Origin of the sequence: Parvibaculum sp., from assembly GCF_045863935.1 — a bacterium.
Classification (GTDB): Bacteria; Pseudomonadota; Alphaproteobacteria; order Parvibaculales; family Parvibaculaceae; genus Parvibaculum.
This window is the reverse complement of the sequence record NZ_BTVP01000001.1, coordinates 26,995-40,660: the sequence shown is the minus strand read 5'-3', so window position 1 is coordinate 40,660 and position 13,666 is coordinate 26,995. Positions and strand designations below refer to the sequence as shown.

Sequence of the window (13,666 nt, the reverse complement as noted above, 5' to 3'; positions counted from 1 at the left end):
CGAAATGGACGACAGCAAGAAGATCGAGCTGAGTTTTGCCCGCAAGGTGGACTGGAATCTTTTCCAGCTCTTCCACGAGATCGTGCGCGCGGGCGGCATCGGTGCGGCGGCGCGGCGGCTCAACCGCCAGCAGCCAACCGTCAGTGCCGGGCTGAAGCGGCTCGAGGATCATCTCGGCGTGACGCTGCTGAAGCGCACGGCGAGCGGCATCGAGCTCCTGCCCGCGGGCCGCGCGCTTTACGATCTTTGCGAGACCATGATGAGCGCGGTGCGCGCCGCCCCGCATGACGTGGCGCTCGCCGCCGGTCTCGTCGAAGGCGTCATCAACATCCGCATGATCTCTTCCGTCGTCTCGCCGGAATTCGACGCGGCGCTGGCCGGCCTCCACCGGCACCATCCCGGCGTCGGCATTCATATCGAGGTTGCGCCCTGGCGCGAGGTGATCGCGGCACTGAAATCGGGCGAGGCCGAAATCGGCATCGCCTGCGACAACGCGCCGGACGCGGCGCTGTGCTACCAGCCGCTGATGCGCGAGGTGCAGCAGCTCTATTGCCACAAGGCGCACGCGCTTTACGGCATGACCGTGCCGCAGCCCGCAGATCTCGCCGCCGAGCCCTATATCGCGACCGGTCTCGACGAGCCGCAGGAGCTGGCGAATTTCCGCCAGCGCTACGGCCTCGGAAAAAGGGTCGGTGGTTATGCGGAAAACCTGCACGAGACGAAGCGCCTGATCGAGCTTGGCGTCGGCATCGGCTTCCTGCCGACCTGCACCGCCGAAACGCTCGACCATGACGGCGCGCTCTGGCCGCTGCTGCCGGAAGCGGTGCTCCCCGCCTACCAGGTCTATCTGGTGACGCGGGACGAACCCGTCCGCAACACGCCGACCGAACTCTTTCTGGCGGAAATCATGGGGAAGCTCCGGGAGCCCGGCCGGGAGGCATAGATTTTATCTATGTCTCCCATTGAAATTTCCCGTCTAGGCCGATGGCTGCGAGCCCGCCACCATGGCCTCATGTCAGTCGCCCTCAGCACAGCCCTCCCGGAACCTTCCCTTGAGACCATGCCCGGCCTCTGGCGCCGCTCGCTCATCGCCTGGCCCGACGGGCGGCGCGACACGACGAGCTTCGTGAACTGGCTGCAGGGACCGGGCCTCTATCTCGATCTCCGCCAGCCGGAGGGGAGACCGGATTTTTCGGGCATGGGCTCGCTCTCTGCACTCGACCATGAAGCGCTGATGTGGCTTGCCACCCAGGAAGGCTTCGCGGGCGAGCTTGTCGAGGAAGAGGGCTGGTTCGAATGGCGCCGCGACATCGATTTCCAGCCGAAGGCGGTCTATTCGGACCGGGGCCGCCTCTGGATCGACGGCACCACCATGGTCGAGGAGGGAAAGGACATTCCCTATATCGAGCACTGGCACCGCGAACCGATTGCCGGCACGCCCTCATGGGCGGCGCGGCTCGAAGACCGCGAGACCGGACAGAAAGGCGCGATTGCGCGCATGGGCGGTCTTTTCATGCTGGCGCGCGAGCGCTGTTGCAGCACGCCGGCGGGCCTCTCGCTTGGCGAATGCGTGGCGGGTGCCGCCAGCATCGACCGCGCCCGGGACTTTCTCGATTGCGAAATCTCGCAAGGCGCGGTGACGAGCGCGGGATGGATCGTCCAGCGCTCGACGCTCCCCTATCGCGAGGCAAGGCCGCTTCTCCCCGTTCTCAATGGCGGGCTTCTCGAAACGCTGGATCAGGACCGCATGGGCAAACCGTTCACGCGGCGCTGGGAAATCACGGATTTGCGCGGCGAGCCGCTGACCGATGTTCTGCCGAATGGAGTCTTTTCATGAGCGAGACCGAAGCGAAGGGCACGGCCTTCACGAGTATTCCCGTCATCGACATCTCGGCCCTTTTCGGCGAGGACGAAGAGGCGAAGATGCGCGTCGCGGCGGAGATGGCCGATGCGGCGGGGAATGTCGGTTTCCTCTATGTGAAGGGCCACAACATCCCGCGCGAAATGATCGAAAAGCTCGAGGCGCGCGCGGCCGAATTCTTCGCGCGCCCGCTTGAAGAGAAGATGGATCTCTATATCGGCAAGTCGCGCGCCCATCGCGGCTATGTGCCGACGGGCGAGGAAGGCTTCTACGACGGCACGGACCCCGCCAAGACCGACAAGAAGGAAGCCTTCGACCTTTCCGTCGAACTGCCGGAAGACGATCCCGACCATGTGAAGGGATACCGGATGCTCGGCCCGAACCAGTGGCCGGTGGACATGCCCGAAATGCAGCGTGACGTCTACGCCTATTACGAGGCGGCGATGGCGCTCGGCCACAAGCTGTTCGAGGGCTTCGCTCTGGCGCTCGGACTGCCGGAAGACCATTTCGAGCAATGGCTGACAAAGCCGCCCTCGCAGCTCCGCCTCGTGCATTACCCGGCGGACCCCGCTCGTGCGCCCCTTGAAGGACAGAGAGCTGAGTGGGGCATCAGCGCGCATACGGATTACGAGTGCTTCACCATCCTTCACGTGACCGCGCCGGGTCTTCAGGTGATGAATGCCAATGGCGACTGGATCGACGCACCGCCCGTCGAGGGCGCCTTCGTCATCAATATCGGCGACATGCTGGAAGCAATGACGAATGGCCGCTTCATCGCCACGCCGCATCGCGTGCGCAACGTGCCCGATGAGCGTTTCTCCTTCCCGCTCTTCTGCTCGCTCGACTACGACACGCAAATCGAGCCGCTGCGGCAGTTCATCGACGGCGAGAAGCGCTATCCGGGCTATGGGGCGGGCGATCATCTCGTCACGCAGACCATGCGCACCTTCAACTATCTGAAGAAGCTCGTTGCCGCCGGGGAACTCGAACTGCCGGAGAGCGAGGATCGGGCCACGGCCTTCGGCCGCCGCGAAAAGGAAGTCGCCTGACGCGAGCTTCAGAGCGAGGTTCAGAGAATGAACTTCGTGAGATCCGCGTTCTTCGTCAGGTCGCCGATATGCTCGTGCACATAAGCCGCGTCGATCCTCACCGTCTGGCCGGATTTGTCGGACGCGGCGAAACTCACCTCGTCGAGCACGCGCTCCATGACGGTGTGAAGACGCCGCGCGCCGATATTCTCGACCGATGAATTGACGGCGGCCGCGATCTCGGCGATGGCGCCGATCCCGTCATCGGTGAAGTCGAGTTCGACCTCCTCCGTCTTCATCAGCGCCACATATTGCTTGATGAGGCTGGCTTCCGGTTCGGTAAGGATGCGGCGGAAATCCTCCCGCGTCAGCGCCTTGAGTTCGACGCGGATCGGGAGACGCCCCTGCAGTTCGGGCAGGAGGTCCGACGGTTTCGCGATGTGGAAGGCGCCGGAGGCGATGAAAAGGATGTGGTCGGTCTTGACCGCGCCATGCTTGGTCGCGACGGTCGTGCCCTCGATGAGCGGCAGAAGATCGCGCTGCACGCCTTCGCGGCTTACATCGCCGCCCTGCTTTTCGGCGCGGGCGCAGATCTTGTCGACCTCGTCCAGAAACACGATGCCGTTCTGCTCGACCGCGCGGATCGCGTCCTGTGTCACCTGCTCCTGGTCGAGAAGCTTGTCGCTTTCCTCCGCGATCAGCACCTCGTAGCTCTCGCGCACCTGCATCCGGCGCGTCTTCGTGCGTTGGCCGAAGGCCTTGCCCATGATGTCGCCGAGATTGATCATGCCGACCTGCGCGCCCGGCATGCCGGGAATGTCGAAAGACGGCATGCCGCCGCCCGCATCCTGCACCTCGACCTCGATTTCCTTCTCGTCGAGTTCCCCGTCGCGGAGCTTCTTGCGGAAGCTGTCGCGCGTTCCCTCGCTCGCATTCTGGCCGACCAGCGCGTCGAGCACGCGGGCCTCGGCGGCGAGATGTGCCTTGGCCTGCACGTCCTTGCGCCGCTTCTCCCGTGTCATCGCAAGCGAAATCTCGACGAGATCGCGGATGATCTGTTCGACATCGCGGCCGACATAGCCGACCTCGGTGAACTTCGTCGCCTCGACTTTGAGGAACGGCGCTTCGGCAAGCCTGGCCAGGCGCCGCGAGATTTCGGTCTTGCCGACGCCGGTCGGTCCGATCATCAGGATATTCTTCGGCAGCACCTCGTCGCGAAGGTCCTCCGGCAATTGCTGGCGCCGCCAGCGGTTGCGCAGCGCGATGGCGACGGCGCGCTTGGCGTCGCGCTGCCCCACAATGTAGCGGTCGAGTTCGGAAACGATCTCACGCGGCGAAAAACTGGTCATAGACTTACATTCCTCCTGCCGCCTGCCATTCGCGTATGGCGTCGACGGGGTAGATCAACATCACAACATTGAGGGCGAGATTGTCGCGGATGACATAAGCGACACCCGCTTCCATGACGAGCGCCGCCAGCACCACGACCCATATGGGAAGCCGCGCGGCCATGACAAAGCCGAGCACCATGGCGAGACTGTCGGCGAGCGAGTTGACGATGCTGTCGCCGAAGTAATCGAGAGAGATCGTGCCGGCGCGGTAGCGCTCGATCACCATGGGCGTGTTCTCGAGCACCTCCCAGGCGCCCTCGACGAAAAGAGCGGCCGCGAGCCACCAGCCGATGGGGTAGCGCCGAAGCAGAAGGAAAGCGCCGCCATAGAAGAGGAAGCCGTGGATGACATGCGAGAAAGTGTACCAGTCGCTGAGGTGCTGGGAGTTCTCCGAACTCAGCACCACGCCATGCCAGAGCTTCACCGTGCCGCATTCGCAGATGGTCACCCGCCCCATCATCCAGAGCAGCGCGCCTTGCAGGACGAATAGGCCGATGCAGGCGACAAGCCAGAGAGGCGGCTTCCACCGCGCGAGGTCTTGCCGGATCACGCGTCGAGGCTTTCAACGGTGAGGTTGTCGTTCGTATAGACGCAGATTTCGGCGGCGATCTTCATCGCCTTGCGCGCGACCTCTTCGGCTGAAAGCTCCATGTCGGCCAGCGCGCGGGCGGCGGCGAGCGCATAATTGCCGCCGGAGCCGATGCCGATGACGCCGCCTTCGGGTTCCAGCACATCGCCATTGCCGGTGAGCACGAGGGTCACCTCGCGGTCGGCGACGATCATCAGCGCTTCGAGGCGGCGCAGATAGCGGTCGGTTCGCCAGTCCTTCGCAAGTTCCACGCAGGCGCGCATGAGCTGGCCGGGATACTGCTCGATCTTCGCTTCCAGCCGTTCGAACAGCGTCATCGCATCCGCCGTCGCGCCCGCGAAGCCCGCGATCACATCGCCCTTGCCGAGCGGGCGGACCTTGCGGGCATTGCCCTTCATGATCGTGTCGCCCATCGAGACCTGCCCGTCGCCGGCGATCACGACCTTGCCTCCCTTGCGGACGGAGAGGATCGTTGTGCCGTGCCAGTTGATGGGATCGTGCGAGGACATTTCTTTCCTGTCTTGCTGTGTCAGGAGGCGGGAGGTTGCCGGATAGCATGTGGCCGCTTCGCGCCATAGGGTCAAGCCCGCGGATGGAGGCGGAGAGCGCCTGCCTCTGGCGCCACACACATGCAAATGATAGTCTTTCGCAACAATTAGCCCGATTTACGCAGCCAGGAGAGTTCGATGCCGGCCAAGCTCGATACGGAAGAAGCATTGCGCACCGTCTATCCGGACCCTGGCCAGACGAGGGGTAAGGTGCTCCCCGCGCTCGACCCCCATGCGAAGACCTTCATCGGCCTCTCTCCCTTTCTCTGCATCGGCACGTCGCGGCCGGACGGGCTCGGCGATGTCTCGCCCCGTGGCGGCGAGCAGGGTTTCGTCCATGTGCTGGACGACATGCATCTCGCCATGCCCGACCGGCCGGGCAACAACCTGATCGACACGCTTTCGAACATCGCCCACTCGCCCCCGGTCGGGCTGCTCTTCTTCGTGCCGGGCTTCGAGGAAATGCTGCGCGTGAACGGCGTCGCCGAAACGACCATCGATCCGGAAATGATGGAGCGCTTCGTGGTGGACGGGAAAAAGCCCCGCTCCGTCATGATCGTCGAGGTGCGGGAGGTCTTCTTCCACTGCACCAAGGCACTGAAGCGCTCCGGCCTCTGGAACGCGTCGAAGCATGTGCCGCGCGAAACAATGCCGACTTTTGGCCAGATCGTTCGCGACCAGATGAAGCTGCCAATACCCGCTGATCTGATTGATACGGCGCTTGAGGACGACGCGAAGAAGAACCTCTACTGAGGGGGTCGTCCGTGGTGAAGGCGCCCCAATCTTTTTGCCAGCCCACCGCATGCCAACGCTAAATGTTGTATGAGCACAACAGCGAGCACCAAAATAGCTTTGCGAAAATTGCAAATCACCGCAGAATCAAGTTGCGCTTCGGCAACCGACGATAAGGGGTTCCAGGAGAATGCCTCAGAACGGCTCCAACCCTGAAGTTCCGGAAGTACCAGGCCCCATTCGCCATTTTTGGAATCTGGCCACTCAAAGCAGTTCATGGATAACCCGCTATCTGGGTTTCCTGCTCGTTATTGTTTTTTGCCTACATTATGGTTCAAATTATATTTCACCAAGTTTTCCTGACTTCGATTACTTAGTAGATCGCGTTTTCATATTGTCTGCATTCTTATTGCTTCTCATCGGAGCAATAATAAGAGAAGACTTGAGGATAAGGAAAGAGAAGTACGCAAATATTTTTGATAAAACAGAAGCAATAATGTGCCAAATAAAGTCAATAAATACTTTTCTTATAGAAAAAACTCAGAACGGAGTCGGAGACCTTCCTCAATTTCAGAAAATAATAAGAGCTGAAATAGAGCACATACTTGATGATATTAGCGACATTTTCTCAATGCTAACCGGAACAACCTGCCGTACAGCTATAAAAGTCATTCAAAATGAAGATGATAAAATTTTTGTTTATTCTTTAGCGCGAGATCGCCGATCAAGTCAGACTAATTCTTCTCTAGATAGAAAAAGGTTTGAAGAAAAGCAGGATCCTTTAGAAAAAAATGAAGATTTTCATTCTATATTTTACGAAAAAGAAAGATTTTATCTTGAGAATGACCTACCGAATAAGCGTGATTACAAAAATTCAAGCTTCGAAATTTACGGAGAACGCCCAACGTCTGGAAATTGGTTTCAGCGCGCGTTCTTGTCCCGCGTAGGTTGGACGCTACCTTATGCCAGCACAATGGTATTCCCAATTCAGCAAAGGGAAGCCAATACACTAAATCTCGAGACGACCGGGTGCATTGGATTCTTGGCTATTGATAGCGCCTTCCGAAATGTGTTCAAACATCGCTTCGATGGTCCTCTCGGCGCCACGATAGCAGACGCATTGTTCACACCACTCGCACAATACGTGAATTTACTCGCAACCAAGCAACTGCATGTGGATGAACCCCCGCAACCGCAAGTAGGAAATCATGGCCAAAAGTAAGTCGACTGCGACATCGCTAGGACATTCAACTGGGCGAAGCGGAGTGGGATCATACAGCGTTACCGTCTCTAGAGGGGCCGTGGACGTCAGGGTGACCTCCGGAACCCTGACGGGAACATCGGCAAGGCTTATCCCTACGCCGCCTTCAGCCGCGTACTTTAACGACCCCGATAGGCCGCCGCGAAAAAGAGCTTAGTATTCACAGCTATTCGCCTGTTTACTCCGGCAGCTCGAATTCGCCGGGATCGCCGCCAAGCTCGCGGACCTGGGCTTCGAGTTCGCGAATACGCCGTTCCAGCCGGTCGAAGGCGGGCGTGAGGGCGGCGGCATCCCAGCGCGGCAGGATGTGGCTGGGGCAGTTCGCATCCCATTCGCCGACCTCGAAAAGGATCGCCCGCTCCACGCGGCCCCGATAGGCCGGGTCCGCGAGCGAGCGGGCGAGTGCCGGATCGTCCGAAACCGCTCTCGCGCGGCCCCTGATCTTCACCCTTTGCCGTTCCGGATAGTCGATCAGGAAGAGGAAGGCCTGATCGTTCTCCGAAAGGTGTCCGAGCGTCACGAATTGCTGGTTGCCCGCGAAATCGGCAAAGCCCAGCGTCTTCTCGTCGAGGACCTTGAGGAACCCCTTCGGGCCGCCCCGGTGCTGGATATAGGGCCGCCCGGCGGCATTGGCGGTCGCCATGTAGAAGTGGTCGCGTTCGGCAATGAACTGCGCGAGGCCTTGTGTCATACGGGTCTGCCAGGCCATGCGGGAGCCCCTTTCGGTCGCTGCGGGAAGCTCTATATGGCGGCGAAACGGCGTTCCCGCCAGCGCGCGCTTGCTTCAAGATGTTGTGAGCCGTCTTGCCGCACCAACTAAGAAGAGCAGACCCTCACAATTTGAATCAATGACTTGGCTCTTGTCCCGCACCGGGATTCGGAGATACTTAAAGTATTGGATGAGAAGTGCTCCAGAATATTGGTTAACGTCCTGTAAGTATTTGTGATTCAATCTGATTAGGGACTTCAAGTAAATCGGGTGCGGTACTGGGGCTTTGCGCTGGCCTGCCAGCCCCCCGCCTGATAAAAGCTGCCGCGAATGAGGCCCCCTCAGGGCCCTCGAACGGAAACCGGATCATGCAGATCGAAAGCGAAAGCCGCACAGCGACCGTCGAGCGCAAGACCAAGGAGACCAATGTCTTCGTCTCGCTCGATCTCGACGGCAACGGGGAATACGACGTCGATACCGGCATCGGCTTCCTCGATCACATGCTCGAGCAGCTCTCGCGCCATTCGCTGATGGACCTCAAGGTCCGCGCCCAGGGCGATCTCCACATCGATTTTCACCACACGACCGAGGACACGGGCATCGTGATCGGCGAGGCCGTGCGCCGCGCGCTGGGCGACTTCAAGGGCATCCGCCGCTACGCGACGGCGGTGATCCCCATGGACGAGACCTGCACCCGCGTCTCGATCGACGTGTCGCAGCGCCCCTATCTCGTCTGGAAGGTGAACTTCACCAAGCCGAAGCTCGGCGACATGGACACGGAACTCTTCAAGGAGTGGTTCCAGGCCTTCGCGCAGAATGCGGGCATCACGCTGCACATCGAAAACATGTATGGCGACAACAACCATCACATCGTCGAAAGCTGCTTCAAGGGCCTCGCCCGGGCGCTTCGCGAGGCGGTGGAGATCGACCCGCGCGCGGCGAACCGCATCCCCTCGACCAAGGGCGTGCTCGGCAACTGATCGCCGGTCTTCATGCGGGGGCCTTCCTGCTGGTTTTCGGCGGCGATCTGTCCTAGATAAAGCGCGAACGCAAAGCCCCTCACGGGCGGAACGAACCCATGCGCATCTACACGGTCCACGAGCTTCCCGGCGCGCCGCTCGACGGCGCCGGCATTGTGCTGGTGAAGGAGGGTTTCTCCTTCCCGGCCTTCCTGCTGTCCTGGATATGGCTTGCCTTCAACCGGCTCTGGATCGCGCTCGCATTCTGGATCGGCCTCACCGCCGTGGTTTCCTTCCTTGCTGAACGTACGCTCGGCGTCGAGGCGGCGGCGGTCTGTTCGCTGGCGCTGCAATTTCTCCTCGGCTTCGAGGGAAACGACATCCGCCGCTGGACGCTGGCGAGGAAAGGCTACCGCGAGATCGGCATTTCCGGCGGCTCGTCGCTGGAGGAAGCCGAACGCCGCTTCTTTGCGAAATGGGATCGCCCGCTCGATGTGGCGCCTGTGGCGCCGCTCTCGGCGCCGGTCTGGCCGCGCCGCAATGCGGTCGCTCCCGCCCCGGCCAATACAGCCACGCATGACGTTTTCGGCCTCTTTCCCGAAGCCGGGCCGAAAAGAGGAAACTGATCTTGCAGATCGCGATCATCGATTACGGGTCCGGCAATCTCCGCTCCGCCGCGAAGGCTTTCGAGCGCGCGGGCCGCGATGGGGGGCTTGTGGCGGACGTGCTGGTCACGAGCGATCCGGATGCGGTGCGCGCCGCCGAGCGGATCGTGCTTCCCGGCGTCGGCGCCTTCGGCGATTGCCGCGCCGGGCTCAATGCGATCCCCGGCATGGTGGAAGCGCTGGAAGAGGCCGTGCGGAAAGACGCCAAACCTTTCTTCGGCATCTGTGTCGGCATGCAGCTCATGGCGGAGCGCGGCCTTGAACACGGCGTTCACCAGGGGCTCGGCTGGCTCGAGGGTGACGTCGTGAAGATCGAACCGTCCGACCCCTTGCTCAAGATTCCGCATATGGGTTGGAACGAACTCGAGGTCGTGAACGGACACCCTCTTCTTGAAGACATGCCCGCGACCCACGCCTATTTCGTGCATTCCTACGCTTTCGCGGTGTCGGACCCCGCGGTCCTTGCCGCGCGCGTCGATTACGGCGGCCCCGTGACCGCGATGGTCGCGAAGGACAACCTGGTGGGAACGCAGTTTCACCCCGAAAAGAGCCAGGCGCTCGGCCTCGCTCTCATCGGCAATTTCCTGAAGTGGCGTCCGTGAAAGCAAACCGATGATCCTCTTTCCCGCGATCGACCTGAAGGATGGGCAATGCGTCCGTCTCGTGCATGGGCTCATGGACCAGGCGACCGTCTTCAACGACGACCCGGCGGCGCAGGCGCGCGCCTTCGAGGCGGCGGGTTTCGACTACATCCACCTTGTCGATCTGAACGGCGCCTTTGAAGGCCGCCCGGTGAACGCCGGTGCGGTCGAGAGCATTCTCGCGGCGATTTCGATACCGGCGCAGCTCGGCGGCGGCATCCGCGATCTCGCCACCATCGAGATGTGGCTCGAAAAAGGCATTCGCCGCGTCATCATCGGCACGGCGGCGGTGAAGGACCCCGGTCTGGTCATCGAGGCCTGCCGGAAGTTTCCGGGCCGCATCGCCGTCGGTCTCGATGCCAAGGGCGGCCGCGTCGCGACGGAGGGCTGGGCGGATGTGTCGGACCTCACCGTGCTCGACATGGCGCGCCGCTTCGAGGATGCGGGCGTTGCCGCGATCATCTACACCGACATCGACCGCGACGGCGCGCTGCAGGGATTGAACATCGAGGCGACGGTTGCGCTGGCCGACCAGATTTCCATTCCGGTGATTGCGTCCGGCGGCCTCTCCTCGATCGAGGATTTGAAGAAACTGATGGAGACGAACTGCTCCGGCATCGAAGGCGCGATCTCGGGCCGCGCGCTTTACGACGGCCGCCTCGATCCGGCCGAAGCGCTGGCTCTTCTCCGGGGTGCCGCCTGATGCTGAAGGCCCGTGTCATTCCCTGCCTCGATGTGAAGGATGGCCGCGTCGTCAAAGGCGTGAACTTCGTCGACCTGCGCGATGCGGGCGATCCGGTCGAGGCCGCGCGCGCCTATGATGCGGCGGGCGCCGACGAACTCTGCTTCCTCGACATCACGGCGAGCCACGAAGAACGTGCGATCATCTTCGATGTCGTGCGCCGCACGGCGGAGCAATGTTTCATGCCCCTCACCGTCGGCGGCGGGGTGCGCACGGTGGACGATGTGCGCCAGCTTCTGCTCGCGGGCGCCGACAAGGTCTCGATCAACACGGCCGCCGTCTTCAATCCGGATTTCGTGCGCGTGGCGTCGGAAAAGTTCGGCAACCAGTGCATCGTCGTCGCGATCGACGCCAAGCAGGTCGCCCCCGGCAAATGGGAAATCTTCACTCATGGCGGCCGCAAGGAAACCGGCATCGACGCGGTGGAATATGCGGTCAAGGTGACGGAGCTCGGCGCCGGTGAAATCCTCCTGACGTCCATGGACCGCGACGGTGCGAAGTCGGGCTTCGACATCGCCCTGACGAGAGCCGTATCGGATGCCGTCTCCGTTCCCGTCATCGCGTCGGGCGGCGTCGGCACGCTCGACCATCTGGTCGAGGGCATTCGCGACGGTCATGCGAGTGCGGTCCTCGCGGCCTCGATCTTCCATTTCGGCGATCACACGGTGGGCGAAGCGAAGGCCCATATGGCGAAGGCCGGCATACCGGTCAGGCTCTAACCGCAACAGCTTGTGCCAAAACGGCTCTCTTCCTACTAGAGCCTGTGGAGAAACGACGCAGGCTGAAGGTGACAATTGCGTGCGGGAGCGGCGCCCGGCAGAATGCTTCTGCCTTGGTGCGCGAGAGGCTTGGTTTTCCAAAGGCGTCGGCGGGAATAATGTCGGACCGCGAAATCGAACTGAAGCTCGTCTGCGAGCCTGCAGAGCTTGAGCGCGTGCGCCGGGCGCCGGTGCTGCAGCGCATGAAGCAGGGCCGCGCCTCCGGCAAGCATCTGCATTCCATATATTTCGACACGGACAATCTGGTCCTGGGCGACAACGGCATGGCGTTGCGGCTGCGCCGTCATGGCCGAGGCTGCGTTCAGACGCTGAAGACCGAGGCCGACGTGTCGGGCGCGGGCAGCGTTGCGCGCGACGTCGGCGAATATGAAGCCCGGCTGCCGGGCAACGCTTCCACGCCTGACCTGAACAAGCTGCCCGAAGATCTGCGCGCCCGCGTTCGCGAACTCGCCAACGGCCACGCGATCGGTCCGCGCCTCGTCAGCGACATTCGCCGCACGATCCACAACATCGCGACGCCCGAAGGCGACCTGATCGAACTCGCGCTCGACCGCGGCGAGTTGCAGGCGGATGGCCGCGGCGCGCCGGTGAGCGAAATCGAACTCGAACTCAAGGAGGGAACGCCAGCGAGCCTTTATCGCATCGCGCTCGACCTGAACGAGATCGCGGAACTGCGCGTCGGTCACAGGAGCAAGTCGGAGCGCGGCTTCGCGCTTCTGCGCCAGAAGACACCCGCCGTCGTGAAGGCGGACGCCATTCTCATCGACCGCCATGCCACGCTCGACGATGCCTATGGGATCGTGCTCAGGCATTGCCTCGTCCACATGATGGCGAACGAGGAAGCCGCCGCCGAACACAGATCGCCCGAAGGCCTGCACCAGATGCGCGTTGCGCTGCGCCGCGCGCGCTCGGCCTTCGAAATCTTCCGCCCCGTTGTCGGCGGCGATCTCGCCGACCGCCTCGCCTCCGAAGCAAAGTGGCTTGCGAACGAACTCGGCGCCGCGCGCGACCTCGACGTCTTCACCTCCGATATCGTTGCGCCCGTCGATCTTGGCGGCGCCCGCTGCGCCGCCCTCGAGGCCTGCATCGATAAGGCGCGCGCGGATGCATGGGAACGGGCGCTCACCGTTCTCCGGTCGCGGCGCTATACGCGCTTCCTCCTCGAATACGGTCTTTTTCTTGCCGAACGCGGCTGGCATACGAAGCGCAAGGCGCCGGCCTTCGCGCGTGACTTTGCCGGGGCCGCGCTTGACAAGCGCCTGGCCAAGGCGATGAAGCTCGGCCGCGATATCGAACGCCTGGAAGGCGGCGAGCGGCATGAGCTGCGCAAGCGGCTGAAGAAACTGCGCTACGCGCTGCATTTTTTCTCGTCGCTCTACGAGCAGGACGAGGTGAAACCCTATCTGAAATATCTCGGCCAGATGCAGGACGTGTTTGGCGGTCTTAACGATGTAGAGACGGCGCACGTCATTCTCGGCCGCCTCGCCGAGGGCAAGGAAATTCGGGCGGTGGCCGCCCGTATCCTCGCCTGGCATGAAAAGCGGGCGGCGAGGGAATGGAAAGGCGCGATCCGCCTCTGGCGGCGCTTCGCTGGAACGGCCCCCTTCTGGCGGGAAAAAGCCGCCTGATGCGACGGTCCTGCCGTTTTGTTCGAATCCCGGCTGCCGTTAAGAAAATCTGAAAAACTAGCCCTCTAGCATGCGACCCGTGAGGCCCCGCGCACCGGACGGGGCCGATTTGTCTGTGTGAGGGTCTGGCTCA

At 62.0% G+C, this 13,666-nt stretch carries 15 protein-coding genes; 11 read left to right on the top strand and 4 right to left on the bottom strand.

Annotated elements, in window-relative coordinates; translation table 11 throughout:
- Window positions 1-4 precede the first annotated feature (4 nt).
- From ACKUUH_RS00230 to ACKUUH_RS00220, 3 genes are all read left to right on the top strand, one after another.
- Window positions 5-943: a LysR family transcriptional regulator gene (locus ACKUUH_RS00230; protein WP_407947828.1), complete on the top strand. Its 939-nt coding sequence runs from the start codon at window positions 5-7 to the stop codon at window positions 941-943.
- 117 nt (window positions 944-1,060) lie between these two features.
- Window positions 1,061-1,837 (top strand): hypothetical protein, encoded by a 777-nt coding sequence (locus ACKUUH_RS00225; protein WP_407947827.1) that lies wholly within the window; start codon window positions 1,061-1,063, stop codon window positions 1,835-1,837.
- Window positions 1,834-2,910, top strand: a complete 1,077-nt coding sequence (locus ACKUUH_RS00220) for an isopenicillin N synthase family dioxygenase (protein ID WP_407947826.1) — start codon at window positions 1,834-1,836, stop codon at window positions 2,908-2,910. Before ACKUUH_RS00225 ends, ACKUUH_RS00220 begins: the two co-directional genes overlap by 4 nt.
- Before the next feature lie 20 nt (window positions 2,911-2,930).
- Here the strand turns inward: ACKUUH_RS00220 and hslU are convergent, their stop codons facing one another.
- From hslU to hslV, 3 genes are read right to left on the bottom strand one after another with little or no spacing between them, the layout of a single operon-like run.
- Entirely contained in the window at window positions 2,931-4,238 is a 1,308-nt protein-coding gene (gene hslU, locus ACKUUH_RS00215; RefSeq protein WP_407947825.1) for an ATP-dependent protease ATPase subunit HslU, read from the bottom strand.
- A 4-nt stretch (window positions 4,239-4,242) separates the two neighbouring features.
- Window positions 4,243-4,830 (bottom strand): DUF2585 domain-containing protein, encoded by a 588-nt coding sequence (locus ACKUUH_RS00210; protein WP_407947824.1) that lies wholly within the window; start codon window positions 4,828-4,830, stop codon window positions 4,243-4,245.
- Window positions 4,827-5,378 (bottom strand): ATP-dependent protease subunit HslV, encoded by a 552-nt coding sequence (hslV, locus tag ACKUUH_RS00205; protein WP_407947823.1) that lies wholly within the window; start codon window positions 5,376-5,378, stop codon window positions 4,827-4,829. Before hslV ends, ACKUUH_RS00210 begins: the two co-directional genes overlap by 4 nt.
- Before the next feature lie 177 nt (window positions 5,379-5,555).
- Here hslV and ACKUUH_RS00200 point away from each other — a divergent pair, with 177 nt between their 5' ends.
- Both ACKUUH_RS00200 and ACKUUH_RS00195 read left to right on the top strand, forming a co-directional pair.
- Window positions 5,556-6,170 (top strand): pyridoxamine 5'-phosphate oxidase family protein, encoded by a 615-nt coding sequence (locus ACKUUH_RS00200; RefSeq protein ID WP_407947822.1) that lies wholly within the window; start codon window positions 5,556-5,558, stop codon window positions 6,168-6,170.
- Window positions 6,171-6,339: 169 nt separating this feature from the next.
- The gene (locus ACKUUH_RS00195; RefSeq protein ID WP_407947821.1) at window positions 6,340-7,371 is read left to right on the top strand and encodes a hypothetical protein; all 1,032 of its coding nucleotides are present in this window, start codon (window positions 6,340-6,342) and stop codon (window positions 7,369-7,371) included.
- Window positions 7,372-7,588: 217 nt separating this feature from the next.
- Here the strand turns inward: ACKUUH_RS00195 and ACKUUH_RS00190 are convergent, their stop codons facing one another.
- Window positions 7,589-8,119, bottom strand: a complete 531-nt coding sequence (locus ACKUUH_RS00190) for a pyridoxamine 5'-phosphate oxidase family protein (RefSeq protein WP_407947820.1) — start codon at window positions 8,117-8,119, stop codon at window positions 7,589-7,591.
- 368 nt (window positions 8,120-8,487) lie between these two features.
- On the opposite strand from ACKUUH_RS00190, the gene hisB reads away from it, so the two are divergent.
- The 6 genes from hisB (at window position 8,488) to ACKUUH_RS00160 (ending at window position 13,533) form a co-directional block, all read left to right on the top strand.
- Complete coding sequence (gene hisB / locus ACKUUH_RS00185) at window positions 8,488-9,099, top strand: imidazoleglycerol-phosphate dehydratase HisB (protein WP_407947819.1); 612 nt, start codon at window positions 8,488-8,490, stop codon at window positions 9,097-9,099.
- A 98-nt stretch (window positions 9,100-9,197) separates the two neighbouring features.
- Window positions 9,198-9,704 (top strand): DUF2628 domain-containing protein, encoded by a 507-nt coding sequence (locus tag ACKUUH_RS00180; RefSeq protein WP_407947818.1) that lies wholly within the window; start codon window positions 9,198-9,200, stop codon window positions 9,702-9,704.
- Window positions 9,705-9,706: 2 nt separating this feature from the next.
- A complete protein-coding gene (gene hisH, locus ACKUUH_RS00175; RefSeq protein ID WP_407947817.1) occupies window positions 9,707-10,345 on the top strand; it encodes an imidazole glycerol phosphate synthase subunit HisH in 639 nt (212 codons plus the stop codon).
- Window positions 10,346-10,355: 10 nt separating this feature from the next.
- Window positions 10,356-11,087: a 1-(5-phosphoribosyl)-5-[(5-phosphoribosylamino)methylideneamino]imidazole-4-carboxamide isomerase gene (gene hisA, locus ACKUUH_RS00170; protein WP_407947816.1), complete on the top strand. Its 732-nt coding sequence runs from the start codon at window positions 10,356-10,358 to the stop codon at window positions 11,085-11,087.
- Window positions 11,087-11,845: an imidazole glycerol phosphate synthase subunit HisF gene (hisF, locus tag ACKUUH_RS00165; protein WP_407947815.1), complete on the top strand. Its 759-nt coding sequence runs from the start codon at window positions 11,087-11,089 to the stop codon at window positions 11,843-11,845. Before hisA ends, hisF begins: the two co-directional genes overlap by 1 nt.
- Before the next feature lie 158 nt (window positions 11,846-12,003).
- Window positions 12,004-13,533 carry a CHAD domain-containing protein gene (locus ACKUUH_RS00160; protein WP_407947814.1) on the top strand — a complete coding sequence of 510 codons (1,530 nt, stop codon included), beginning with the start codon at window positions 12,004-12,006 and terminating at the stop codon, window positions 13,531-13,533.
- The last annotated feature ends 133 nt before the right edge of the window (window positions 13,534-13,666 follow it).

Bases quoted from the DNA above. Each gene is read 5' to 3' on its own strand.
- ACKUUH_RS00200 (WP_407947822.1), top strand. From the start codon at position 5,556: ATGCCGGCCAAGCTCGATACGGAAGAAGCATTGCGCACCGTCTATCCG.
- ACKUUH_RS00220 (WP_407947826.1), top strand. From the start codon at position 1,834: ATGAGCGAGACCGAAGCGAAGGGCACGGCCTTCACGAGTATTCCCGTC.
- ACKUUH_RS00230 (WP_407947828.1), top strand. From the start codon at position 5: ATGGACGACAGCAAGAAGATCGAGCTGAGTTTTGCCCGCAAGGTGGAC.
- hisB (WP_407947819.1), top strand. From the start codon at position 8,488: ATGCAGATCGAAAGCGAAAGCCGCACAGCGACCGTCGAGCGCAAGACC.
- ACKUUH_RS00180 (WP_407947818.1), top strand. From the start codon at position 9,198: ATGCGCATCTACACGGTCCACGAGCTTCCCGGCGCGCCGCTCGACGGC.
- hisA (WP_407947816.1), top strand. From the start codon at position 10,356: ATGATCCTCTTTCCCGCGATCGACCTGAAGGATGGGCAATGCGTCCGT.
- hslU (WP_407947825.1), bottom strand. From the start codon at position 4,238: ATGACCAGTTTTTCGCCGCGTGAGATCGTTTCCGAACTCGACCGCTAC.
- ACKUUH_RS00225 (WP_407947827.1), top strand. From the start codon at position 1,061: ATGCCCGGCCTCTGGCGCCGCTCGCTCATCGCCTGGCCCGACGGGCGG.
- ACKUUH_RS00195 (WP_407947821.1), top strand. From the start codon at position 6,340: ATGCCTCAGAACGGCTCCAACCCTGAAGTTCCGGAAGTACCAGGCCCC.
- hslV (WP_407947823.1), bottom strand. From the start codon at position 5,378: ATGTCCTCGCACGATCCCATCAACTGGCACGGCACAACGATCCTCTCC.
- ACKUUH_RS00190 (WP_407947820.1), bottom strand. From the start codon at position 8,119: ATGGCCTGGCAGACCCGTATGACACAAGGCCTCGCGCAGTTCATTGCC.
- ACKUUH_RS00160 (WP_407947814.1), top strand. From the start codon at position 12,004: ATGTCGGACCGCGAAATCGAACTGAAGCTCGTCTGCGAGCCTGCAGAG.
- hisF (WP_407947815.1), top strand. From the start codon at position 11,087: ATGCTGAAGGCCCGTGTCATTCCCTGCCTCGATGTGAAGGATGGCCGC.